General features: G+C 43.1%; 18 protein-coding genes and 8 pseudogenes. 9 read left to right on the top strand and 17 right to left on the bottom strand.

Annotated features, from left to right (window positions below):
• Nucleotides 1-53 precede the first annotated feature (53 nt).
• Nucleotides 54-806: a hypothetical protein gene (locus AC6I8U_RS22155; protein ID WP_498018553.1), complete on the bottom strand. Its 753-nt coding sequence runs from the start codon at nucleotides 804-806 to the stop codon at nucleotides 54-56.
• Nucleotides 807-966: 160 nt separating this feature from the next.
• On the opposite strand from AC6I8U_RS22155, the pseudogene AC6I8U_RS22150 reads away from it, so the two are divergent.
• Nucleotides 967-1,385 (top strand): annotated as a pseudogene (locus AC6I8U_RS22150) (transposase); the annotation flags it as partial.
• On the opposite strand, the gene AC6I8U_RS22145 reads toward AC6I8U_RS22150, so the two are convergent.
• Both AC6I8U_RS22145 and AC6I8U_RS22140 read right to left on the bottom strand, forming a co-directional pair.
• Nucleotides 1,275-1,568 carry a hypothetical protein gene (locus AC6I8U_RS22145; RefSeq protein WP_498019680.1) on the bottom strand — a complete coding sequence of 98 codons (294 nt, stop codon included), beginning with the start codon at nucleotides 1,566-1,568 and terminating at the stop codon, nucleotides 1,275-1,277. The pseudogene AC6I8U_RS22150 and the gene AC6I8U_RS22145 sit on opposite strands and share 111 nt — an antisense overlap.
• A gap of 20 nt (nucleotides 1,569-1,588) precedes the next feature.
• A pseudogene (locus AC6I8U_RS22140) lies at nucleotides 1,589-1,777 on the bottom strand (transposase domain-containing protein); the annotation flags it as partial.
• A 46-nt stretch (nucleotides 1,778-1,823) separates the two neighbouring features.
• Here AC6I8U_RS22140 and AC6I8U_RS22135 point away from each other — a divergent pair.
• Nucleotides 1,824-2,942: an IS110 family RNA-guided transposase gene (locus AC6I8U_RS22135; protein WP_498018163.1), complete on the top strand. Its 1,119-nt coding sequence runs from the start codon at nucleotides 1,824-1,826 to the stop codon at nucleotides 2,940-2,942.
• A 226-nt stretch (nucleotides 2,943-3,168) separates the two neighbouring features.
• Here the strand turns inward: AC6I8U_RS22135 and AC6I8U_RS22130 are convergent, their stop codons facing one another.
• The gene (locus AC6I8U_RS22130; protein WP_498019594.1) at nucleotides 3,169-3,315 is read right to left on the bottom strand and encodes an IS66 family transposase; all 147 of its coding nucleotides are present in this window, start codon (nucleotides 3,313-3,315) and stop codon (nucleotides 3,169-3,171) included.
• Nucleotides 3,284-3,472: pseudogene (locus AC6I8U_RS22125) on the bottom strand (transposase domain-containing protein); the annotation flags it as partial. The pseudogene AC6I8U_RS22125 and the gene AC6I8U_RS22130, both read right to left, overlap by 32 nt.
• Nucleotides 3,473-3,518: 46 nt before the next feature.
• Between AC6I8U_RS22125 and AC6I8U_RS22120 the strand changes: the two are divergent.
• Nucleotides 3,519-4,637 carry an IS110 family RNA-guided transposase gene (locus AC6I8U_RS22120; protein ID WP_498018163.1) on the top strand — a complete coding sequence of 373 codons (1,119 nt, stop codon included), beginning with the start codon at nucleotides 3,519-3,521 and terminating at the stop codon, nucleotides 4,635-4,637.
• 256 nt (nucleotides 4,638-4,893) lie between these two features.
• On the opposite strand, the pseudogene tnpC reads toward AC6I8U_RS22120, so the two are convergent.
• The 7 genes and pseudogenes from tnpC to AC6I8U_RS22085 form a co-directional block, all read right to left on the bottom strand.
• Nucleotides 4,894-6,246, bottom strand: a pseudogene (tnpC, locus tag AC6I8U_RS22115) (IS66 family transposase); the annotation flags it as partial.
• Nucleotides 6,247-6,305: 59 nt separating this feature from the next.
• Entirely contained in the window at nucleotides 6,306-6,659 is a 354-nt protein-coding gene (gene tnpB, locus AC6I8U_RS22110) for an IS66 family insertion sequence element accessory protein TnpB (protein WP_498018162.1), read from the bottom strand.
• Nucleotides 6,656-6,967: an IS66 family insertion sequence element accessory protein TnpA gene (gene tnpA, locus AC6I8U_RS22105; RefSeq protein ID WP_498018552.1), complete on the bottom strand. Its 312-nt coding sequence runs from the start codon at nucleotides 6,965-6,967 to the stop codon at nucleotides 6,656-6,658. Before tnpA ends, tnpB begins: the two co-directional genes overlap by 4 nt.
• A 118-nt stretch (nucleotides 6,968-7,085) precedes the next feature.
• Nucleotides 7,086-8,698: pseudogene (locus tag AC6I8U_RS22100) on the bottom strand (IS1634 family transposase).
• Between the two features lie 122 nt (nucleotides 8,699-8,820).
• A pseudogene (locus AC6I8U_RS22095) lies at nucleotides 8,821-9,015 on the bottom strand (transposase); the annotation flags it as partial.
• Between the two features lie 297 nt (nucleotides 9,016-9,312).
• Nucleotides 9,313-11,082, bottom strand: a complete 1,770-nt coding sequence (locus AC6I8U_RS22090) for a phospholipase D-like domain-containing protein (protein WP_498018551.1) — start codon at nucleotides 11,080-11,082, stop codon at nucleotides 9,313-9,315.
• A gap of 238 nt (nucleotides 11,083-11,320) precedes the next feature.
• Nucleotides 11,321-11,507 (bottom strand): annotated as a pseudogene (locus tag AC6I8U_RS22085) (IS3 family transposase); the annotation flags it as partial.
• Nucleotides 11,508-11,757: 250 nt separating this feature from the next.
• On the opposite strand from AC6I8U_RS22085, the pseudogene AC6I8U_RS22080 reads away from it, so the two are divergent.
• Together AC6I8U_RS22080 and kdgR are read left to right on the top strand one after the other, a co-directional pair.
• Nucleotides 11,758-12,273, top strand: a pseudogene (locus tag AC6I8U_RS22080) (IS6 family transposase); the annotation flags it as partial.
• Nucleotides 12,274-12,850: 577 nt separating this feature from the next.
• Nucleotides 12,851-13,633: a DNA-binding transcriptional regulator KdgR gene (kdgR, locus tag AC6I8U_RS22075; RefSeq protein ID WP_498018550.1), complete on the top strand. Its 783-nt coding sequence runs from the start codon at nucleotides 12,851-12,853 to the stop codon at nucleotides 13,631-13,633.
• Nucleotides 13,634-13,704: 71 nt separating this feature from the next.
• On the opposite strand, the gene AC6I8U_RS22070 is transcribed toward kdgR, so the two are convergent.
• The 3 genes from AC6I8U_RS22070 to AC6I8U_RS22060 all read right to left on the bottom strand — a co-directional run bounded on the left by AC6I8U_RS22070 (nucleotide 13,705) and on the right by AC6I8U_RS22060 (nucleotide 18,470).
• Nucleotides 13,705-14,919, bottom strand: coding sequence for a right-handed parallel beta-helix repeat-containing protein (locus AC6I8U_RS22070; protein WP_498018549.1), 1,215 nt, complete (start codon nucleotides 14,917-14,919; stop codon nucleotides 13,705-13,707).
• A 261-nt stretch (nucleotides 14,920-15,180) separates the two neighbouring features.
• A complete protein-coding gene (locus tag AC6I8U_RS22065) occupies nucleotides 15,181-16,965 on the bottom strand; it encodes a sodium:solute symporter family transporter (RefSeq protein WP_498018548.1) in 1,785 nt (594 codons plus the stop codon).
• A 680-nt stretch (nucleotides 16,966-17,645) separates the two neighbouring features.
• Nucleotides 17,646-18,470: a sulfite exporter TauE/SafE family protein gene (locus tag AC6I8U_RS22060; RefSeq protein ID WP_498018547.1), complete on the bottom strand. Its 825-nt coding sequence runs from the start codon at nucleotides 18,468-18,470 to the stop codon at nucleotides 17,646-17,648.
• A 149-nt stretch (nucleotides 18,471-18,619) separates the two neighbouring features.
• On the opposite strand from AC6I8U_RS22060, the gene AC6I8U_RS22055 reads away from it, so the two are divergent.
• The 4 genes from AC6I8U_RS22055 to AC6I8U_RS22040 are packed head-to-tail and all read left to right on the top strand — an operon-like array spanning nucleotide 18,620 to nucleotide 21,172.
• On the top strand, nucleotides 18,620-19,249 hold the full coding sequence (locus AC6I8U_RS22055) for a Crp/Fnr family transcriptional regulator (RefSeq protein ID WP_498018546.1): 630 nt from the start codon (nucleotides 18,620-18,622) through the stop codon (nucleotides 19,247-19,249).
• On the top strand, nucleotides 19,246-19,611 hold the full coding sequence (locus AC6I8U_RS22050) for a YidH family protein (protein ID WP_498018545.1): 366 nt from the start codon (nucleotides 19,246-19,248) through the stop codon (nucleotides 19,609-19,611). Before AC6I8U_RS22055 ends, AC6I8U_RS22050 begins: the two co-directional genes overlap by 4 nt.
• Nucleotides 19,608-19,886, top strand: a complete 279-nt coding sequence (locus tag AC6I8U_RS22045) for a DUF202 domain-containing protein (RefSeq protein WP_498018544.1) — start codon at nucleotides 19,608-19,610, stop codon at nucleotides 19,884-19,886. Before AC6I8U_RS22050 ends, AC6I8U_RS22045 begins: the two co-directional genes overlap by 4 nt.
• A complete protein-coding gene (locus AC6I8U_RS22040; protein ID WP_498018543.1) occupies nucleotides 19,886-21,172 on the top strand; it encodes an anaerobic sulfatase maturase in 1,287 nt (428 codons plus the stop codon). The genes AC6I8U_RS22045 and AC6I8U_RS22040 overlap by 1 nt, the downstream gene beginning before the upstream one ends.
• Nucleotides 21,173-21,383: 211 nt before the next feature.
• On the opposite strand, the gene AC6I8U_RS22035 is transcribed toward AC6I8U_RS22040, so the two are convergent.
• Together AC6I8U_RS22035 and rhaM are read right to left on the bottom strand one after the other, a co-directional pair.
• The gene (locus AC6I8U_RS22035; RefSeq protein ID WP_498018542.1) at nucleotides 21,384-22,757 is read right to left on the bottom strand and encodes a sulfatase family protein; all 1,374 of its coding nucleotides are present in this window, start codon (nucleotides 22,755-22,757) and stop codon (nucleotides 21,384-21,386) included.
• Nucleotides 22,758-22,804: 47 nt separating this feature from the next.
• On the bottom strand, nucleotides 22,805-23,119 hold the full coding sequence (rhaM, locus tag AC6I8U_RS22030) for an L-rhamnose mutarotase (protein WP_498018541.1): 315 nt from the start codon (nucleotides 23,117-23,119) through the stop codon (nucleotides 22,805-22,807).

Below are 23,119 nucleotides of genomic sequence, written 5' to 3'. Positions count from 1 at the left end.
ATTAGTACCTCCTTGTACTTAATGACATTATTGTTAAACACAATGCATTTTTATTAGAAGTATGCTTTAAAGAATGCCCATGCGACTGTATCGTTAATGTCAATTTTTTGACTTGTAGACTTCATGCTTCCATTTGAGTTCTCTATCTTGAACTGAGCCCATTTCTTACCATCACTAGTAATTGGAGTCCCAACAGTAAGAGAAGTTTTTAGTAACGATGTATCAATGCTGCCATCCATATATGTATACTCTGGGTTAAGCATGATATAAGTACCATCATCACCTGTTTTATATGAAAGGTAGATTGCTGCCATACCACCAAAAATATTGTTGTTAGATTCTCCCATTGATTGTGCAAAGTTCGAATCATATTCACCGCCCAGTACACCTACGCGAGCAAAACTCATGAAGTTCTTAACTCCAGGGTTAATCATAGAAACAAAACCAAGTGCACCAGTAGTAAAGTTCTGATTATCAATAATATCTAACGAAGCTGCCATTTTGGGAGCTATTGCACTACCAGTGTTATAGACTTGAAAATACTGAAGCCTACTATCACTATAATCACCATCTTTGTCCATGGTCGCTTCCGCTGTTACCATTGAACTACTACCAGTTTTTGAACCTAGGCTAACCGAACCAGACAGCTTCATATCGCCTTGGTTATTAAAACCTAAATAACCTGAAGTATTAACTGCAGTAACGTCAGATGGATCAATCTTAGTTTGTGTGTCGTCAGCTAATGCTGTGTTTACTCCCACACATAACAGTGTTAATGACAATATACCCTTTGAAATACGTCTCATAATGTAACCTTTTGTTTAGCTTTGAAAGGAATATATAATATAGAATTAGCTCGGTATAGGTCATTTAGCGCCAAGGGTGCACTACGTATAAACAGTAGTGGTTTAGTGATCTCGGACACCAAATTAGGTGGTAAAGTCTCCACCATAAATGAGGTGTTCAATGACAAAACGACAACGACGTACGTTTTCTTCTGAGTTCAAAGCAGATGCCGCAAGCTTGGTTCTTGATCAAGGTTACTCAATATCTGAAGCGGCACGCTCTCTAGACATCGGTGATACGGCCTTACGACGCTGGGTCGACCAACTAAAGATTGAGCGTGGCGGAGAAACGCCAACGGTCAAAGCTCTGACGCCCGAACAGCAGAAGATCCAAGAGTTGGAAGCTAGGATTAATCGCTTAGAAAGAGAAAAATCCATACTAAAAAAAGCTACAGCTCTCTTAATGTCGGACGAACTCGAACGTTCTCGCTAATTGACCAGTTGAGGGAGCATGAACCGGTCAAAGTTCTTTGTGAGCTGTTCGATGTCGCGTCTTCTTGCTACTACGAGTTTAAACAACGAAAGCCGGTTGCTAATCGCTGTCTCGTCCCAAAATACTGTCAACAGCGTTAGTTGTTGGCTTTTTTCATGCTCTTCATTTGGCGTTTTCATGCCGAGGCTGAGATGCAGCCTCATACTGTTATAGATACTGATTGACTCTTTTACGGAGTCTAGAAAACCTTGCAAGGTTCTCAATGGCATAGAGAAAAGTAAACGCCCCATGAACCCACGGGGCGATATGACTAATGTTTGAAGTTCCAAGGTAGGAGCGCATCGACATCTGGCTCTGCTTTTGCCAGCTCTTTCATGCACTTGACCATGTAGTCGTATAGGATAAGGCCGTTGGCTTTTGCAGTTTCCACGATACTGTAAAGCATCGCGCTCGCGTCAGCCCCGTTAGGATTGGCCGAGAATAACCAGATGGTATGACCTTATATACTAAGACTCACCTATGGTGCGTTTTTGGAGGTCATCAATATGGAACCCGTCAACTATTCTGCTTATATTGGGCTTGATGTGCACAAGGATACGATTGCTGTTGCGATTGCAAGTCCAGAACGGCAGGGAGAAGTTCGCTTTTATGGGAACATTTCTTCAGCAAAGGATGCCGTTATTCGTCTAATGAAGAAGCTCATCAAGCTACACAGTACGATCCTTGTCTGCTACGAAGCAGGCCCAACAGGCTACGGGCTGTATAGGTTGCTACTTAGCATGAACATAGATTGTACCGTTGTGGCTCCTTCTAGAATACCTAAGATATCAACCAACAAGATCAAAAACGATCATCGCGATGCCGTCGCTTTAGCGAGGTTGTTGAGAGCGGGCGAGTTAGTTGATGTCTGGGTACCTGACATGACACATGAAGCTATGCGTGATCTTGTGAGAGCCAGAAGTTGTGCAAAGAAAGATACTAAGGTTGCAAAGCAGCGAATTCAAAGCATTCTTCTGAGAACGGGGAAAAAGTACGAAAAGAAAATGTGGACTGTGCGCCATCGAGTATGGCTAGCCAACCAATCTTTCCCCTTGGCGTCTCAACAAATAGCTTACGAACACTATCGACAAAGCTTGGAGCAAATAGAAAATCGTATTGAGCAACTAGACCAAGAAATTGATAGGTTACTTCCTAACTGGTCGCTTTATAGCCTGGTTAATCAACTGCAAGCTTTAAAAGGTGTCGGACGTACTATTGCAATCTCCGTCGTGGCTGAGCTGGGTGATTTCTCTCGATTTAGTAATCCTAAACAAATAATGGCGTTTCTTGGTCTAATACCTGGAGAGCACTCAAGTGGTAGTATTACTCGTAAAGCTGGGATCACTAAGGCTGGAAATGTTGAGTTAAGACGGCTTCTGTATGAGGCTGCATGGGCATATAGAAACAATGCTAAGGTCGGTAGTTGGCTAATCACGAATCGACCAGATAGCGTATGCCAAGAAGCCAAAGATATATCCTGGAAAGCTCAACAGCGGTTATGCTTTCGTTACCGAAGCTTGGTAGCTAAAGGGAAAAAATCACAAATAGCAATTACTGCTGTTGCTAGAGAGTTGCTTGGATTCATGTGGGACATTGCAGTTACTACTCGAAACCAGAACGTTTAAAAATTTGCTTGAAAGTGAAGAAGCTCTGGTGAGTAATCCTCGTCAAGAATTTAAGCGACCACTTGGTTAGATGCTAGTAGCCAGATAGAGGTAAACTCATTACGAAAACCATGTTGGGGCTAAAGATCCCCGAATAAGAGTATGTATAACCCAAGTAATTGCTGATTCACTTTCAGGCAATTCTAGCGTTGAAAACATGCCTCATCTCACAGAGGAGAGAGAGGTTTTACCTAAAAACTTGAAAAAGGTCATAAGAATTTTTTCGGCCAATGACCAGCGGTTTAATTGCGCGTTCAGCACGGTTATTGGTAAACGCCCCATGAACCCACGGGGCGATATGACTAATGTTTGAAGTTCCAAGGTAGGAGCGCATCGACATCTGGCTCTGCTTTTGCCAGCTCTTTCATGCACTTGACCATGTAGTCGTATAGGATAAGGCCGTTGGCTTTTGCAGTTTCCACGATACTGTAAAGCATCGCGCTCGCGTCAGCCCCGTTAGGATTGGCCGAGAATAACCAGATGGTATGACCTTATATACTAAGACTCACCTATGGTGCGTTTTTGGAGGTCATCAATATGGAACCCGTCAACTATTCTGCTTATATTGGGCTTGATGTGCACAAGGATACGATTGCTGTTGCGATTGCAAGTCCAGAACGGCAGGGAGAAGTTCGCTTTTATGGGAACATTTCTTCAGCAAAGGATGCCGTTATTCGTCTAATGAAGAAGCTCATCAAGCTACACAGTACGATCCTTGTCTGCTACGAAGCAGGCCCAACAGGCTACGGGCTGTATAGGTTGCTACTTAGCATGAACATAGATTGTACCGTTGTGGCTCCTTCTAGAATACCTAAGATATCAACCAACAAGATCAAAAACGATCATCGCGATGCCGTCGCTTTAGCGAGGTTGTTGAGAGCGGGCGAGTTAGTTGATGTCTGGGTACCTGACATGACACATGAAGCTATGCGTGATCTTGTGAGAGCCAGAAGTTGTGCAAAGAAAGATACTAAGGTTGCAAAGCAGCGAATTCAAAGCATTCTTCTGAGAACGGGGAAAAAGTACGAAAAGAAAATGTGGACTGTGCGCCATCGAGTATGGCTAGCCAACCAATCTTTCCCCTTGGCGTCTCAACAAATAGCTTACGAACACTATCGACAAAGCTTGGAGCAAATAGAAAATCGTATTGAGCAACTAGACCAAGAAATTGATAGGTTACTTCCTAACTGGTCGCTTTATAGCCTGGTTAATCAACTGCAAGCTTTAAAAGGTGTCGGACGTACTATTGCAATCTCCGTCGTGGCTGAGCTGGGTGATTTCTCTCGATTTAGTAATCCTAAACAAATAATGGCGTTTCTTGGTCTAATACCTGGAGAGCACTCAAGTGGTAGTATTACTCGTAAAGCTGGGATCACTAAGGCTGGAAATGTTGAGTTAAGACGGCTTCTGTATGAGGCTGCATGGGCATATAGAAACAATGCTAAGGTCGGTAGTTGGCTAATCACGAATCGACCAGATAGCGTATGCCAAGAAGCCAAAGATATATCCTGGAAAGCTCAACAGCGGTTATGCTTTCGTTACCGAAGCTTGGTAGCTAAAGGGAAAAAATCACAAATAGCAATTACTGCTGTTGCTAGAGAGTTGCTTGGATTCATGTGGGACATTGCAGTTACTACTCGAAACCAGAACGTTTAAAAATTTGCTTGAAAGTGAAGAAGCTCTGGTGAGTAATCCTCGTCAAGAATTTAAGCGACCACTTGGTTAGATGCTAGTAGCCAGATAGAGGTAAACTCATTACGAAAACCATGTTGGGGCTAAAGATCCCCGAATAAGAGTATGTATAACCCAAGTAATTGCTGATTCACTTTCAGGCAATTCTAGCGTTGAAAACATGCCTCATCTCACAGAGGAGAGAGAGGTTTTACCTAAAAACTTGAAAAAGGTCATAAGAATTTTTTCGGCCAATGACCAGCGGTTTAATTGCGCGTTCAGCACGGTTATTGTCTATCGATAAGTGACCGTCGTCAATGTAGCGGATGAGCTTCGGCCATTGTCCAAGCGTGTATTTTATCGCTTTACCCAACGGGCTAGACGCTATCACTTGTTGAGTTGTCATCCACTCGTACAACTCATCCAGTATTGGCTTGGCATGCTGTTGGCGTTCAGCTTTTCGTGTTTCGACAGACGCACCTTTTAAGCGGGATTCTATTCCATACAGCTTCTGGATTTTGGCCAACGCTTTATCTGCTTTGCCTGACTTACCTTTACCTTGAAGCTTCTTAGCATCCATGAACTTACGACGTGCATGCGCCAAGCAGCCGACATTGGTTACTTGATGAAGGCCATCATAAGCACCATAGCCATCGGTTTGCAGATAACCACTGTAATCCCCCAAGAAGGCAACAGGGCACGCCCTCGCGCGACTGTTTTGATAGTCGTACAAGGCGATATTTTTCACGTTGGGAAGTGCGACTTCTGGCGAGTCTGCGCCTGAGCAGTATAGCCACATGTAGCATTGCTTATCTTCCTTGAGGACATTGAGCGGCGTTTCATCCGCCTGAACCACCACTTGTTCAAGTAGGTGTGTTTTCAAGGCCGCGTAAAGCGGTGCGAACTTTTCACTGACTTGGATAACCCACCTTGCCATAGTCGTGCGCGATAGTTCGATACCCGATTGGGTAAAGAGCGACTCTTGGCGATACAGCGGCATCGCGTATTGATATTTGCCAAGAATGATATTGGCCAGCAGGCTTTCTGTCGCGAAGCTTTTAGGGATAATGCTTTGCGGCGCTGGTTTTTGAACGATGTGGCTTTTTTCTTCAGTTTGCTCGCACTGACGACAAGCATATTTAGGACGAACATATTCCAGCACTTTGAGTACCGCTGGCGAGAACTCTAGCTTTTCACTGCGGTCTTCACCGATTTTATGCAGGTTATGCTTGCAGCACGCACACTGCTTTTCATGGTCGTCTAAATCGAGTTCGATAACCTCACGAGGCAAGGTTTTTGGAAGTGGCTTACGCTTACCACGTTTCTTCGTTGTGGTGGTTGTCGTGACCTCAACCTCATCTTCCTTAGCGGCTTCACATTCCACTTCGTTGAAGAGGTCACCTTGAGATGCATCGTAAGGCTTTAACGCCTCCGAGCGTTTAGCGAACTGGCGGTCGAAGGCAAACTTGAGTTGTTCAAGTAGCGATTGGCGCTCTTGTTTCAATCGGTTTTCTGACGCCATGAGCGCTTTCACCATCGCTTGTAGCTCGGCAACATCTTGACTTTCTGGGTTGATATTTGGCGTCTTTTTCATGGCATTTATTATACTGAAATCATGCCGCTAACGCTTGGTATATAAGGCTTTATTATCGTTTAAGTCATTGTAAAATCGTTTATTCTTACGGGTCTATGGCCGATAATCGTGAAGCCTGAAAGCAGCCTATCAAGCTCAAATTGAGTCAGGGTAAACACCTCATTTTTCTCTTTTGATGGCCATTTGTACTTGGCTTTTTCGAGGCGTTTGTACCAAAGAGCAAAGCCTGTTTTATCCCAGTACAATACCTTGATTTTGTCGCGCTGTTTATTGGTGAACAGGAACAGTGCGCCACTTCCTAAAGGTAAGTCGGTGTCACTTTCGATAATCGCGGCGAGGCCGTTGATGGACTTTCTAAAGTCGACACTCTCACGATATAAATAAATCTCTGGAGCGCTAAGCATGCGTTTCATGATAGCGCTCCGATGAGTTCTGCTAAGTAAGCGGCTGGCGTGCCTTGTGGGATGCTCAGCTCAACATCATTGACGAGCAGAGTCATGTTAGCCGTTACCACTGTCGCTTGATACTTGGTTGTCTTTTCGACAACTTCAGCTTTTACGAAGCCTTGAGAAACCTCAATTTTATTGAGCTGCTGGCGCTTGGCATAAAACGTCGAAGGGTTGATCTCCTTGAGTTTGCAAAAAGCGAGTGTTGACAACGAACTCGATTCAGATTGCTCGATAAGCGTTTGCCATTCTTGGTTAGTGCGTCGTTTTCCCATTTCCAAATCTCCTTATGGTTGGAGATTTGATCTTATTGTTCGTTCTAGGTGATTAGAATGCGGGGTTTATGATGCGCTTACAGAGAAAACGCGTTTTACCCGATATTCCGCAGCCAATTTAGGAATAAACCGCTTCATACAGTGCGCCAAGAAGCTTGAGCAGCCGAATCTGATGCTCTTGAATGCCCGTGATGAAGTTTTGACCGCCAAACTCGAGTGTGTCGATACCTTCGAATTTTAAGAATACCCAACGAGCCGTCGGTTTGGTTGTCGTTTTGTTCTTCACCATGCTAGGAAAGAACTCTTCGGTCTTAGTGAGACTCTCTCGGATTTTGTGCTCTAAGCTTGCGTAAACGAGTAGGCTAAGCGTCATGATCATCAACAGTGCCTCAATTCGCTGAGGTTTCTTCAGGAAAATTGATGATGTTAGGAACTCAGGGCTTTTCAAGAAGCGAAATCCGCGCTCTACCTTTTGCTGTGACTTGTAATGCTCAAGCAACTCAGCCATTGTTAGATCGGCGCAGTCAGTATCGTTGGTTGCGAGAATAAACATACCTGCTTTAAGCTTGGCCAGCTTCACTCTTTCTAGATCGGTATAAGGCGTAGCATCTATAACATAATGGTAACCCGCTGGCTTTGCGCCTTTCTTCGGCCGACCGCGACCTGAATAGATTGGCTCTTTAACGATGGTTGGTTGCGCAAAGCCAAGCAAATGACACTGGCTGACGAAGTCGCTCATTGCTTGCTCGGCATCCACTGCGCAAGCAAACTTCTTTTCATTAGTTGTCCCAGTACTTTCAGCTCTTTGGTGATATTTTTATCTAAGTTCTTATAGAACGTTGCCTCTTCTCGTTTGGTTGCTTGTTCACTATGAACCAACAGCCATTTCTGAGATACTGAGCCATAGTCAGCGTCAATCCAACAACCCGAGTAACCATTACCGATAGGACTCAACTGCTTTAGTTCAAGGTTCATTAAGGCTTCTTTGGCCGACTTAATGGTCATTGGAACACGCGTAATAAACTTCTGTTGTTGCTCATCCAGTGAACGAATGCTTTCCTCGGTGTATAGAGCGGCATCGGCGATGAAGTAGCGACTGTTTTGAGCAGCCTTAAGGCAATGAATATGCCGTTTAGTGACCTCTGAAAATGCCTTAGCGTCATTGGTGTTGCCACTGAGCGCTTGCATGTAAACAGGTAGGCCTGCTTGATTTTCACAAATCAGTTCAAGAACCACTTGATTTAGCTCTGGACGGTGGTCTCGGCTGTAGCCTTTTACCAGTTTGATGGCATTAAGATCTTCGTTTTGGGCGTATTCACCATCGACATGAAAACTCGTGATATCGAGGTGGACAGAGTCTGTTTTAAGTCCAAGCTTATCAACGACATGCTCTGCAATCGCTTGATAAACTGCGGACACATCTGCTTCATATAAAGCATCTAACGTGCGTCCGAGTACATCGTCAGTTAAATGGTGCGCTTCAATGTCTTTAGCGAGTAACTTGGCAACAGGCTTCGTCTCGAAGAAGTCAGAGAACATATGCAGCGTTCTACTGTGAAAGCCAAGACCATTCAGAATCATAGCTAAGACTGCATCGCCATGTGAGACGTTGTGATCCGAGTACTTGGGAATGATGCGATCAATAATGCCTGGTAAACCGACTTCATGACAGAAAGCAGCGATTAGCCCTAAGTGGTCCAGGCGTTTAATGACAGGTTGAACAGCAGACATAATAAGTGACCGTTAAATAACAGTAATAGATCAAAACTGGGGATCGCGGTCAAGAGGCCTATCGCACTAACCGTTGTAAATGATCACTGGATCACATTATTTTAATTCTGAAATTGGCTGCGGAATGACGGTTTTACCATGAGTGCTGTAGTAATGGCTAAGTCGCTGAATCGACGAGGCCTACCTCGCTTATTCTGTCTACTTTGTTTCCACTCTTTTATGGTCTCTTCATCAATCCAGAAAGTAAGTGAGCCGCGGTTAATTAGGGCTTTGTTGTACTGTTTCCAGTTAGTTGTTTTATAACGAGGTTTCGGCATGAGGCTACGAGGATTGATGAGTGTAGCCGATCAGATCGTGACTTCCTGATTTAGTTCCATCGAATTACGCAACAAAGCCTTTACAGAGGTCAAATAACCTCTTTTTTTCATTTTGGCTCATTTGGACAGAATTCGCTTAGAATCATCATGCAAATTAACAAAAATGAATAACTTCAATTATGGACCGTCGCCTAGTTCGGTTTCACAACAGCAGTGAAGGAGTAATATTATACAGAGCTAACGACAACAAAAATGATGGCTTGTTTAAACACCTTTTCTATCACTAATAAACAACACTCAGAATTGATAAATCAAACCTGTGTTATCAAGCGCGCTATAAATGGTTCTTTGATTGTTAGTGGTAAAACCTCTAGTCCCGCCTTGTTCACGCACTTTACGTCTCATTTCAATCCACTCAGCACTACCCCAGCGAGACGACTGCGCTTTCAATCGTTCGAATTCATTGTTTAACGTGTCGATCACATCACCACCTAGTAGGAAGAAGCCCATTTCATTATTGTAGATTAGCGAACGAAAATCTAAGTTGGTTGTACCAACAAATGCACGGTCATCAACCACCAAAAATTTTGCGTGCAATTTACCATAATGTTCACTGCCACCAAGGTTGACCGCGTCTGGCTTACCAAGCTGATAAAAGAAAATCCGCGGATGGTTCACAAGCTTTTGCCAAGACTCCGAGTCCAAAAAATCACTATTTTCTTCGTTCAAACTGAGATCACGGTCTAGCCACTGCTTCTTATCTTCCTCCGACATCAACATATTTGGTGCGGTATGCATGTCGATAACCGCTTGAGTAAAAAAATTGTCACTGGTTAAGACAGAATTAGTAATGATCTCCAGTTGCCGATTAGGGTCTTTTTCAAGCCACGCAAGTGTCGCATTAACATCTCTCCCTAGACGTTTTTCATCTTTCAATAAGTCAGACTGTAGAAACAAATAAGGCGAAACAATGCGTACTTTAGTCACAGTTTGATCTTCGTAACCGACTCGCCCTAGAATGCCACTAATCGAGTTGGCATTCGCAAGTTTATTATGGCTGTAGTTACCAATTAACTCAGAGTTAATTAGATTATCTAGTTCATGTGCAAAGCGGGTTTCAGTACGTGTAAACCCTTTCTGCAAATGTTCTCCTGCTTTTAGATAAGCGGGTTTGAAAGTGCTACTCCCGCGTAATGATTTAAGTACATCACTCTGTTTTTGCATTTCGAGGTTATAACTTAAGACCGTAGACAACTCTTTGTTCCCAGGTTTCGAGAATAGTACTGAGTAATAGTATTCCGCTAGCTGGGTGGGTGAACTGTGTATATCTGAATTTTCCAACGGTTTAATGATCACCTCGATATCTTTAAACGCTGTCAGATCAGGCTCAGCCTCTTCGGTTAGCCCGTAATAATGCACTGAAATATTACGACCACCCGTCATCAATGCCGCACGATTTGGGTAAGCTCCATCAGCAATCAACAATTTATCATGTGAGCGCCTATTTAAGTCTGACTCCCATTTCGTCAGCGCATTGAAGATGACAATTTGAATTCGTGCTCTTTGTTCAGTGACTTCACCCGTTTTTGAGATCACATACCCAGCTTTGCTTTCACATTGCTTAAGCCCTTTAAGATCTTGATGTACCATACTAAACGAGCCTAAGCTATCTACCATTAGTCGGATATCAACTCCCCTTTGCACCGCTTCACATAATGCACCCAGTACCGAGGTACCAACGATATCTGTGGAGAAAATATAATAAGTTAAGTCGAGGGTGTGCTTGGCATGATCAATAAGATAGATTTTATCCGCTATACTTTGAACACCACTATCCATGTCCGTTCCGAGGATTTTAACCCAAGAATCTTGGTGTGGCAGTGCGGATTCGCTGGCCAGCTTAATGTAGTCCCTATCTTGCTCTTTCGGAGAACGCCATCTTCTATCTTCCATATGTTGCGTTGTCCACGGATCGATAATCGCATTTTCAGGAGGTTGTGGTGCAGTTGCACAACCAGAGACAACGACGCTGACAATCAGCATAAGCAATAGATGATTTAATTTCACAAAAAATTCCCTTTGATCTGTAATACAGATTGAAATATAACTTTGAGGTCAATAGCTTTCCAAGTTCTTTAATTCTAGTACACTTTCACGTAGCCCGAACCATTCGGGGAATCTATTGCAGTACTCGACGAGACTATCTATGTTAAGAGAGTATCAGCAAGCCTGAAGTGACCATCAAAAGGGTCATTTAACTGTTCAACTATATGTTTGCTTTGTACCTGCAAGACTGGACACCACATTAAACGACATTTTGCTGTTCAAAGTTAACTGAGCTTGGGTACCCAAGAGCACTGTGCCTTCTCGTTCGATTATAATCAACTCTATGTTATCGAAGATCGTTGGTCACATCTGCTCTCTCGTCATAACCGGCTCATATTGGACCACTTCACTTTCATTAAATGGAAAAAGCTCTCAGCACAAGAATTGACGCTTCCTATGTCAAGCCAATCTCGCTAGATCTTTCAGAACTAGTGGGAATAACTCTCTCACTATATAGCGCTTCAAGTTACAAGCTATTTCTTTAGTTAATAGCCCTTCCGCTGTTCGTCGAGCAACATTGTCTTTTGTTCTGAGATCCCTGCGTATCCTTACCATTGCGACAATCCCAAGGGGCTTGTCGCAAAATCAGCTCGAGGGAAAAGCTATCATCGTCTGTGGTGATGATTGGTGAGTTAAATGACAAACCCTGAAATCATTTTTTGGTGTCTACGTTGGTATGGCTCAACTCCAATGAGTTACGCTAACCTCTGCGACATACTTCAAGAGCGAGGGATTTAAGTTCATCGTTCAACCATTTATCAGTGGTTCATTGAGTATGCCCCAGCATTACGAAAGAGGTTACGCCGTCGTCTATTTGTCCGAACAGACTCTTCGTGGGTGCTTGATGAAGCCTACGTGAAGGGGAAGGGGCATGATCTGTATCGAACTATACTATAACTAGCAAGGCAAGACATTGGGCTTCTATTTCTCTCATCAGCAGGCTGCTTATCAATTCTTGAAGCGACGCTTAAGATACTATGATGTAGATGCGCAGCCTAAAACATTAAACACAGACAGGTACTTTTCATATGCCAGTGCTATTGCTCACCTGAGAGACAAGGACGATTTCGACCGCATGTCGAGCTGCGGCATGTGAAGTATCTCAATAATGGTATCGAATCCGACCACGCTCTCATCAAGAAGCTCGTAGTAGGTATTGTGGTTTTAATGTAGTGGTACGGTAAGTTTGGCCACATAGTGAGGTGAGGAAAAGTAAGTCAAATGACGCTTTGGTAAAGTGTGTGTTGAATCAGCCGAAACAAACAATGGGGCAAAAACACGCTAGATCAAACAGCAAAAAGGCAGCGAGAACGAATCTTCGCTGCCTTTTTAGTATGAAACTTTATTACTCTCGCACATTTCATGTCGGGGGACAATAAAGTCTGATCAAAAAACTAAGCTTTTAGCCTTTCAATGACGATACTAATATCTATAGATTGATCATTTTTGTATTAGACTGCACGAACTACAGGTCATAGCTTGACAATAAAGTTTGATCAAAAATTTATACCCAAGTCGCTTAGTGATCACATAGAGACACATCCAAACGTAACGCCCCTATGAGCATTCACCAGTTAGGTCAAACGCATAAAGACCAGTACTAAATATGCCCGTCAAGACTGCAAAACTCAGCCTTAAATTCAAAACTATTGTTCATCAAAATTAGACTATAGAGTTCGAAAGATAATATTTGATTATTCTTTGAGTTAACCAATACAGAGGGCATGAAATGGACAAAACAACCCAACCTGGAGCTGTCTATTCAGTACTAAAGGTGTTCACTATCGTCTCTGCCTTGGCTGACCAAAAAGAGGCCTGTCTAACTGACCTCTCAAAACAGTTGAGAATGTCGAAAGCAACGACCTTGCGTTTTTTACAAACAATGAGGAGTTTAGGATTTGTGCATCAAAAAAGAGGCGAAGAGAAGTACCTATTAACATCGAAGCTATTTGAGCTTGGTTCAAAAGCGCTTGAGCATGTTGATTTAATCGACGCGGCAAACAAGGAAATGACCACTGTCTGCGGCGCCTTTAATGAAACTGTTCACTTGGGAGCCATTGATGAAGACGCCATTATTTACCTTCACAAAATAGATTCAGACTATCACTTTCGAATGCATTCAAAAATTGGTCGACGAAACCCTCTCTACAGCACCGCAATTGGCAAGGTTCTTATGAGCTACTTATCTGACTCCGAAATCAGGAAGCTTCTCGCTACTGTGGAATTCAAAGCTCACACAGACAAAACACTCAAAAACGTTGAGCAACTTCTTGCTGAGCTAGATTGGGTCAAGCATCAACATTATGCGGAAGATATTGAGGAGCAAGAACCGGGGTTACGATGCGTCGCTGTACCTGTGTTTGACCGATTTGGAGAAGCTGTCGCAGCGATTTCAATCTCTTTTCCGACTAATCGATTTGATGAAAAAAGAAAACACGATTACCTCAACTCATTACAACATGCTGCTCGTAACATTTCCAAGAACCTCGGGTATCATCATTACCCTGTATAGCGTTTGAGCTTTATAATGATCACACATTTTGAAGAGCCACTCCGAAAAAGAGAGGCTCTCCTAAATGCTAACTAAAGCGATATTCTATTCACCCACTTATCGAGTCTAGAATAGCTATTATCCTCGATAACAACATTCGTCGTTTCTCTACCATCCTCCGGACGAAGGACGATACCCCATGTCGTTGTGTCTTTCTCCCGTGAACCGTCTTGCGTGATTCCGTTTATTATATTTTTTGTCACACGATTACTGCCCTGAACCCCATTGAGCGCAATACCTTCGTATTGTTTTCCATACTTGTTTGTCGGCGTAGGAGAGTCGGCAACAATCGAACCAAGGTTATCGATGCGATTACTGTCTATCACCACATCGTTAGCACGCTCGACACTGATGGGTCTGACTGAGTTTGACACACTATTTTCAGAGATATTCACGTTAGTTGCAGTCCAACCGTCATACACTCTTTTGATACTCAGACCTACAACGACATCGTTCATAACATTGTTTTGCATTTTGATATTATCAGCGCCTCGTTTACTAGTTATGCCATCATAGGCTCTTTCTACGTAGTTATTGACGAGCGTGAAGTGGTCTCCATACTCTCCGGACTCGCCCCCAGCAGAGACATAGATTGCTGCATCACGAACGCCAAAGAAGCTGTTGTTTCTAATGATTGCCTTTAGTGCTCCCGTCATGAGAATTCCACTATCTCCACCCGCTAAGTAGTAAGGATCCGTATAATTTTGAGTGCCTATGAAAACAATATTCTCTATGAGTAGTTCATTTAGTTTGCTCTTACCTGAGCTTGTCGCACCACGAATTGAGAGCGCATCTGCTGTCTGCTTTGTTCCTTCTCTTCCTTCCGGGGTCTTATGACGAAGAGGAACAACAGTAGAAACCTTGGCTTTTGACATATTGAACGTACCACCAGTCCAATCGAAGTTCGCTAGTACGCTCACACCGCCACACTCATCCGATTTTGACGAATGCGTATCGAAGCTAAACATATCCCCATCCAACTGCTCCGTAGCAATAAAACTAGCCTCACTAGCATCTACTTTAAGATCGTTCCTCAAATAAACTTTTGTATCCTGACTGATGTAATACGTGCCCGTAAGCACCAGTTCAGAGCCTGTATTGGTCGCTTGTTGGAGCGCAGCTTGGAGTTTGCTTGAATCACCCTTGGGGTTTATCGGAGCAGAAATACAGTCTTCGGCGATTGCGGCGCTAGAGACTAAGGAAAGGATCAGAAAGGGTAGTTTTTTTGATAAATGATTGAGGTTCATGAATTTCTCTTGTCTTATTTCTGTTATTGTTTAAATGAGTATGTATATTGTTGTTATAAGCACTAAGGCGTCCACCTTAGCTAACAAATTAATCATTTTCAGTAAATAACAATTGAACAAGGTAATTTATTGCCTTCAGAAACATCATAAGTTGCCTGCAAGGCTCGAAATCAAAAACAAAGACATCAATTATGTTTCGCCGGAAACTAAAAAAACCCTTAACGAGAGTCAACTCATTAAGGGTTTCGTTATTATGTATATCTACACTGTTGCTGCAGATTTGGTTACTTTTGTACCTTCAAGTTTACGTTCAGACCTAACCAACAAGGTGCCGATTAGAGCTAGAATTGCTGCAATTACGACAAACAGCATTCTTCCCCACAATGGGTTAGGAACTAACGTTAAGGAAACAATGAACACCGATGCGATAAGTACCATCTTACCTAGTACGCTGTTCTGCTTGTTATCCATTGCAACACTTTCTATCGTGTCTTCAACGACAACTTCAGTATCAACATTGGTGAAGAATTGCTTTACTTCGGCTTCTCGTTTAGCCGTTAGGCCCTTGTAGAAGAACTGAGAACAAATAAAGAACGGTAATGTAATCGACATGTGTCCAATCAGACCTAACGTTACTGACTTCATCTCAGTGTATTCACGAGAAGTGAGTGGCTGGTCTAAACCAAGAATCGATTGCAAAACTTCTGGTGTTAGAACAAAGGCAATAAAACTAGAAACACACATACCGACGACAACTGTACCCCACCCTGCCCAATCTGGTGTTTTTCTAACAAAGAAACACATGATAGATGGGATAAGAATAGGGAAACCAATTAGCGTACTCACTAACATCGTTAAATCAAACAGACCAAACTCTTTGAGTGATGTTAGGAAGAGTGCTGAAACAATAATAATGATACCAAATAGCGCTGTCAGTAGTTTACTCACAAAAATCAGATGCGATTCCGATTGATTCTTACAGAAATATGGCTGATAAACACTCTTTAGAATAATACCCGCATTTCTGTTTAGCGCTGAATCCATTGAAGACATAGTGGCAGCAAACATAGCGGCCAGCATCAAGCCAACCATACCCACAGGCATTTCACGACTAACAAACATGAAGTAGGTCGCATCCGCTACTTTATTACCTAGTCCAGCCAATCCCCAAGTGCTTGTATCTGGATAGTGAGCTGCTACATACCAAGCTGGTACAAACCACAATAGTGGACCAATAAGCATCAGCGTACCCGCAAGAATTGCGGCTTTACGAGCATTTTTAGTGTCTTTTGCAGCGATATATCGATACGAATCCACCATGTTGTTGGTACTAAAGAATTGTTTAATAAACATGAAGATAAACCAACCAACAAACAAGTAAGCGTGGTTGTATCCGTCACCGATGAATGGCTGCTCAGGAAGACCTGCTTCAAGCAATGGTGTTAAGCCACCTGATTTCCAAATCGCCACAGCACCTGTTACCAGGGTCATTGTCGTTAGAATTATCATTTGCATAAAGTCTGATGCGATAACAGCCCAGCTACCGCCCACAAGGGACATAAACAAAACAACAGAACCAGCGACTATGATTGTTAACTCAAGAGGTAACCCAATTACTGCACTACAGAATACTGCCAGTGCGTTGATCCAGATAGCGGCTTGTAGAACACTGAGTGGCACGTTAGCCCATGTAAAAACCTGTTCGTTCACGGGCCCCAATCGCATACGGACACCTTCCAGTGGGGTGTCAACTCGCATTTGACGCGCTTTTGCAGCAAAAAACAGGTAGTTACATAAGTAGCCGAGAGCATTTGCATAAAAAACGGTTGTCGCAACTGCAAAGCCTCCAGTTAATGCTTTTCCCATGTGACCTGTGAACGTCATAGCACTAACAGCTGTCATGAACGATGTGGAACCCACCATCCACCACAGCATTTTGCCGCCCCCACGAAAATAATCACTTGTGGAGTTACTGAAGGATTTGAATAAGACCCCAATTGCCACAAGGAAGCCAAAGTAAACCAATACGATTGCTATATCAATCATGTTTCTTCCCTTTCATATTTATTTCAACGTAATTTATTTTAAATTTGTTCGTTTTGCCCGAACATTAATCAAAAAATCCGATTTGAATATACAGTGAACATAAGCGACATCTGCGTACAAATCGCGATATAACTTATTAATCACCGACAATCCTTATGTGGACCACATTTAACAATCAATTAAAACCAACGATACCAATTTACATTTTCTAACTTCTAAGTGAAATGATAATTTTTGGTAACTTTGAGGGCAAATTTTGCGCGACACGGTTTTGTTATGAGACCTACCCTTTCGGTCAATTGTTGTTAAAAGCTAGCAAGCCCCCTTAACTTAATTGTAAGCACTTACTTTGCCCCAAATACTTATATTAAATAATGTAGTCACAAATAAATGAGAAAAAGTCTCAATTGCAACTCCTGTTCCTAACTCAACTTCAGCCACCGAACACATCTGTTGAGCCCGAAAAAAGGATTAAATCTCTGCTGATGAAAAGTCAATAGTTATACAACCAATAGTTATAAAACCAATGGCTTATGCAGAGTCTTTATAGTTCAATACTGTAAGCTAGAAGAAATATTTATACTCTTAAAGTAGCAATCAGTTCGGAAATAACATTTGGACTCTCTAACTTGCATTTTTATAAAACAAAATGTTCTTTAAACCTAAATCTGTGACTTTAATCACAGTGTTAAGTAAGCTATTAAACTTACCGAAATAACCAGCATAGTCACCGAATAAACATGACGATCTGACATACGTTTCATCAAGTAGGCAGCCACCGGAACACCAAGAAATGAGCCAATAAAAAATAAGATTGCCGTGTGGATATCTGACTGTCCACCTTTGGCATACCCTGCCGCAGCAATCGCAGACAAGCAAAGTGCAAGAACCACGGAAGAACCAACGGCCTTCTTAATGTCAACATGCAACACGTTGTTGAGCACCGGAAGTAGCAACACACCGCCACCAACGCCAGTAGACCCCAAAACAGAACCACAGAACATTCCAGACATGATGGCTTTTTTAGTGTTTGTCTTTGGCGCTATCGGTACCGTTTCAACCGTATCCGCCACTGGTGTAGATTTGTATTTTGAGAAAACAGAGATCAATGAACCAACCATGACGACTGTCACCAGCCAAGCAACCATCTGCTCCGTCGCTTGAGCATAAAAAGGGTGGTTACTGAAGAAAACCACCATTTGCGTGACAACCAATGTGACTGGTACCGCGCCGACAAACAACAAAGCGATCTTGTTCCAAGAAACGTTACGCGCTTTAATGTGCACTAGCGACGCATTGATCTTAACCATTGCCGAAATCATACTTGCAGTACCCACAGCCAGTACAGGAGACATACCACAGAACAACTGCAACATCGGTATTAACAATACACCTCCTCCCACACCAGTCAGCCCCAGGCATAAACCAAAAACACTCCCCAGAAGCAGTTTCAAAACTACTGCATCGGCAGACCATACGTTCGTCAGCAGTTCATAGAACGGCATAACACTCTCCTTCACAACCATAATTAAAACACTTTTTCAATAAAAACAATCTAACGTACCAATTAGTTTTTTATTTATGGCGTTGATCATATTTTGGCTGTTTTATTTGCAGTACACTAACACTTCTAGTCACACGTAACGATGACAGTATGACCATACCAGTACCCACATCACTGCAAGCAATGACAACTAGGCTCACAATCGACAAACGAGAAGCCGTCTACTTCAGTAACAACAAAGCATCCGGGTTTTATCGGGTTGAGAGCGGATTTATAGGCCTATATCAGGTGGCAGAAACGGGCAAAGAATCTTTGCTTAGGTTGTACGGAAAAGGGTCGTACTTTGGCTACCGCTCTCTGTTTACCGGTCAACGCTATCCTGCTACGGCCAGAGCCATGGAAAACAGCATTATCAGTAAGGTCAATGTCCATACTTTTGAGGAGTTGCAGCAACAGTCTCCCGCTCTCACCAAGGCGTTAACAACAGAGGTCTGTCAAGAGTTGGGGGAAGCGGAGCGACGTCTGGTCCAGTTTAGTGCTTTCAATGCCAAGAATAGAATCATCGATGCGATACAACATTTTTTCACGCACTACCCGCACTACCCTTGGACTTACCGAGAGATAAGCGAATACAGCGCTACTGACGTCACGACTGTGATTCGTTTTTGCAAATCACTAAAACAAGTAGGCGTATTAAGCAAACACCATCGCAAACCCTATCCTCTAGATCTATCCAAACTGACTAGTGCCAAGCCGAAATCCAAGGAACCTGTTGAATGAAAAAGATCCGCTCTAAAAAGTCATCGTGGCGACAACAAGGAATCGCCCCTGATTATCGCTTTTCACTTGCTAACGAGCGTACCTACCTAGCGTGGATTAGAACGTCATTAGCCTTACTAGCGGGTGCTATTGCCCTTGATCAGCTTACCCCTGAGCTCGCTAACCCATTAGTGCGCCTATTGCTTTCTTGTTTCTTATGCATCTGCTCAGGAGTCGTTGCCATCTACGCCTATCGGCGATGGTCTCGCAATGAACAAGCCATGAGACTAAATCAAGAACTGCAATATACATCCAACATGAAGATCATCAGTGGGGCCATTTTAGTTCTCACCTTCATTATTACCTTGGCCATCACTCTATGACTACCGTCAAGGGTCTGCAGTTGGAACGGACTGCCTTATCGTGGTTACGAACTCAGCTAGTCATGTTTGCCATCGGTGTTGTGCTGCTAAAAGTGTCGATGCCTGAGCATGCAGCACTGCCTTATTTAACCGGTGCGATAGCGATGCTTGTCGCTATTGTTTGCTCTCTCTCTCACGGCAGAATCATCAAATTTTTTACATCAATAATAATAGTACTGATAGCCGTTACGTACGCCCTAACTATGCTATCTGAAGTCTTCATAGGAACTATCTAATGAACCAAGTTACCAATTGTCATGTCATGGCTAAGCCATCTGGATCGGTGTGTAATATCGACTGTGACTACTGTTTTTACCTAGAAAAAGAAAAGCTCTATCCAGACAGGCAGAAGAACTGGCGCATGGATGAAGCAACACTAGAAATGTTTATTGAGCAGTATATTGCCGCTCAGCAGAGCGATACTGTGCAGTTCGCATGGCAAGGTGGCGAACCCACCTTGCTCGGTGTTGATTTCTACCGTACCGTTATTCAACTGTGCGAACGCTATCGGGGCAAAAAAACAATTTCTCACGCCTTTCAAACCAATGGAATTTTGATCAACGATGAGTGGTGTGAACTATTCAAGCAAGCCGATTTTCTTATTGGCGTTTCAATAGATGGTCCTGAAGACCTACATGATGCATATCGTACCAACACCAGTGGTAAGGGGACTCACAGTAAAGTCCTCGCAGCAATCGAGCTATTGAAAAAGCATCAAGTCGAGTTTAATACCCTCACGGTTGTCAATGACAAGAACGTCAAGCACCCTCTCAGGGTCTATCAATTCCTAAAAAGCATCGGTTCGAACTTTATTCAATTTATCCCATTAGTTGAACGACAAGAATCTGACCAATTGACAAACGACACTTGGTTAGTTAACCCTGACCAAAAACATGGAAAAGTCACGCCTTGGTCTGTACAGCCTCGTGAGTATGGTCAATTCCTCAATACCATCTTCGACTACTGGGTAACCAAAGATGTTGGGCGCGTCTTTGTTCAACAATTTGATACCACACTAACCACTTGGCTTGGTCAACCCAGCCCGATATGTGTATTTGCACCTCGATGTGGACATGCGTTTGCCATCGAAGCAAATGGTGACCTTTATCAATGTGACCACTATGTGTACCCAGAGTACAAACTTGGCAATATCCATGACCGTACCATCCTATCGATGAACAATAGTCAAGAAGCTATCGACTTCGGACTCAACAAGTCAACACAACTGAATAGCAAATGCCAGTCATGTCGATATCGATTCGCCTGCCACGGAGGCTGCCCGAAACATCGATTTTTGCCTGGACCAACAGGAGAGTTCGACCATAACTACTTGTGTGAGGGTTACTATAGTTTCTTTGATCATTCTCAACATGCGATGGCTTATATGGCGAAGCTAATAAAGAATGGCCAGTCCCCTGCCGAGATCATGGCGCAGTTTGCCAATAGCCAGGTTGAGAAAGTGGGCAGAAATGACGCCTGCCCATGCGGCAGTGGCAAGAAATACAAGCGCTGTTGTGCATAACGAGTAGGTAATATTCCGCCTTCTAAGAAGGCGGATTGACTTTTAGTCCTGCCGGACCATATCCTCATTTACTCCCGCTGTATCAACGAACGATCCTCACCAATTATGGTTTCCTTATAGTTGCTTACGAATAAGGACAATAAAAAAGTCCACAGTGTTTCCACTATGGACTTTTTCAGTAAACACATTAATGTGTATTCAGTACCAACCGTTATGCTTCAATGATTTCCGGTTTAGCACCTTCAATACGATAAATCTCGTCCAGTAAAAGCTTTCGTAGCTCCTCTTTCACTGGCTTCAGATCTTCATTCGCCACCAAGTTTTCTAACTGATTAGGATCATCAACTAGATTGTACAAGAACTCTTCTTGGTACACCGCACTGTCTTTCTCAATTAGACCACTTTGATCTGGAGCGGATACCGAATACGTCCATGAATCCGTGCGAATAGCACGACCAATCTGTGATTCACTGATCTGAATAAAGCTGGCATTGCTCTTCTTAGCATTGTCAATATACAGATCTTGAAGCGGCTGACCCTGCATATAGCTTGGCACTTTCACACCTGCAGCCTTAAGTAGAGTTGGCACGACATCAATGATGCTTGCATGGTCATCAATCACCTGACCCGCTTTCGCACGTGGATCATAAATCACGAACGGAATACGAATCGAAGAGTCGTGACATGAACGCTTGTATTCACCATTACGTGTCTTGAAGTGAGAGCCGTGGTCACTCAGATATACGATCACAGTGTTGTCATCTAAGCCTTTGTCTTTTACCGCTTGGCGAATCTTACCGACATTTTGGTCGAGATTATTACAACAACCTAAATAGTCTGGGTATTCTTCTGCCCAATCGCCATCAACAAATGGTTCTAGATCGCCGGGGACTTTGAAGTTACTCCATTTATCTTGCGAGCCATGTGGACCTTCGTACGTCTTTCTGTCATTCTGGTGATGCGGTTCTAGATAAGACAAGAACAAGAAAAACGGCTTCTCTTCTTGGTAACTATCGATGTAGTCCGTCGTCAAGTCAGTTAAAAAATCTGCGCGATAGACATCTTCATCCCAACTTACCTTGTTGCCATCGATGTCAAACATATGACCGCCATAGCCATGCGATGTGCCTTCTAGGATATCGGAAGCAACCCAAAAGTCTTTATATCCACCACGGTACTGTTTTGGTATTGCGGTAAAACAGTTATCGATGGTTTCACCTGAACTCTCGGTAGGTGCAGCAACGACAAACCCTTCATGAGCAGTATTGTTTGAAGCAAGGTGCCATTTACCCACATAACCAACACTGTAACCCTCATCAGATAAAAAGTGAGCTACCGTTTTTTGGCCTTCCGGGAGAATAATATCGTTTCGGAAGCAGCCAGTTTCAGTTGGGTAAAGACCTGTTTGCATTGTTGAGCGTGTAGGACCGCATACTGGGTTAACTGTAAATGCGTTCTCAAACATAACCCCATCACGTGCGAGCTCATCAAGATTCGGCGTCACAGGCAGCTCTTGACCATAACAACCTAACGTATCCCAGCGCTGCTGATCACTAAAAATTACAATGATGTTCGGCTTGTTCATATTTACCTCTTGATACTTATTTGTTTCTTCGCGTTAGCTGATCGTAGTTACGCTAGATAAAACATCTCTGTTAACTCAGTGGATTTAGGACTACTATCTGGATTTGTCTCCATGATATCTTCCATATAACTCCACCACTTTTGACAAGCCTCAGTTTTTGAAACATCGTTCCACTTATCAACAGATTCTAACTCGACATACCCAAACAGACAACCTGTCTCCTGATCTAGGAAGATCGAATAGTTGTTAGCGCCTGCAGATTTAAGCACTTCAACGAGTTCAGGAAAAACATTGTCATGACGCTTTTTGTATTCCTCAAACTGGCCTGCATTAACCTTGAGTTTAAACGCTTTTCTAATCAT

It is taken from the genome of Vibrio sp. KUL80 (assembly GCF_059725495.1).
This window is presented reverse-complemented; position numbering and strand designations above follow the sequence as displayed.

Coding starts and splice junctions, on each gene's coding strand:
- AC6I8U_RS22050 (WP_498018545.1), top strand. CDS start 19,246: ATGAAAAAGATCCGCTCTAAAAAGTCATCGTGGCGACAACAAGGAATC.
- AC6I8U_RS22130 (WP_498019594.1), bottom strand. CDS start 3,315: ATGCGCTCCTACCTTGGAACTTCAAACATTAGTCATATCGCCCCGTGG.
- tnpB (WP_498018162.1), bottom strand. CDS start 6,659: ATGAAACGCATGCTTAGCGCTCCAGAGATTTATTTATATCGTGAGAGT.
- AC6I8U_RS22045 (WP_498018544.1), top strand. CDS start 19,608: ATGACTACCGTCAAGGGTCTGCAGTTGGAACGGACTGCCTTATCGTGG.
- AC6I8U_RS22120 (WP_498018163.1), top strand. CDS start 3,519: ATGGAACCCGTCAACTATTCTGCTTATATTGGGCTTGATGTGCACAAG.
- AC6I8U_RS22040 (WP_498018543.1), top strand. CDS start 19,886: ATGAACCAAGTTACCAATTGTCATGTCATGGCTAAGCCATCTGGATCG.
- kdgR (WP_498018550.1), top strand. CDS start 12,851: ATGGACAAAACAACCCAACCTGGAGCTGTCTATTCAGTACTAAAGGTG.
- rhaM (WP_498018541.1), bottom strand. CDS start 23,119: ATGATTAGAAAAGCGTTTAAACTCAAGGTTAATGCAGGCCAGTTTGAG.
- AC6I8U_RS22070 (WP_498018549.1), bottom strand. CDS start 14,919: ATGAACCTCAATCATTTATCAAAAAAACTACCCTTTCTGATCCTTTCC.
- AC6I8U_RS22035 (WP_498018542.1), bottom strand. CDS start 22,757: ATGAACAAGCCGAACATCATTGTAATTTTTAGTGATCAGCAGCGCTGG.
- AC6I8U_RS22135 (WP_498018163.1), top strand. CDS start 1,824: ATGGAACCCGTCAACTATTCTGCTTATATTGGGCTTGATGTGCACAAG.
- tnpA (WP_498018552.1), bottom strand. CDS start 6,967: ATGGGAAAACGACGCACTAACCAAGAATGGCAAACGCTTATCGAGCAA.
- AC6I8U_RS22055 (WP_498018546.1), top strand. CDS start 18,620: ATGACCATACCAGTACCCACATCACTGCAAGCAATGACAACTAGGCTC.
- AC6I8U_RS22065 (WP_498018548.1), bottom strand. CDS start 16,965: ATGATTGATATAGCAATCGTATTGGTTTACTTTGGCTTCCTTGTGGCA.
- AC6I8U_RS22155 (WP_498018553.1), bottom strand. CDS start 806: ATGAGACGTATTTCAAAGGGTATATTGTCATTAACACTGTTATGTGTG.
- AC6I8U_RS22060 (WP_498018547.1), bottom strand. CDS start 18,470: ATGCCGTTCTATGAACTGCTGACGAACGTATGGTCTGCCGATGCAGTA.
- AC6I8U_RS22145 (WP_498019680.1), bottom strand. CDS start 1,568: ATGGGGCGTTTACTTTTCTCTATGCCATTGAGAACCTTGCAAGGTTTT.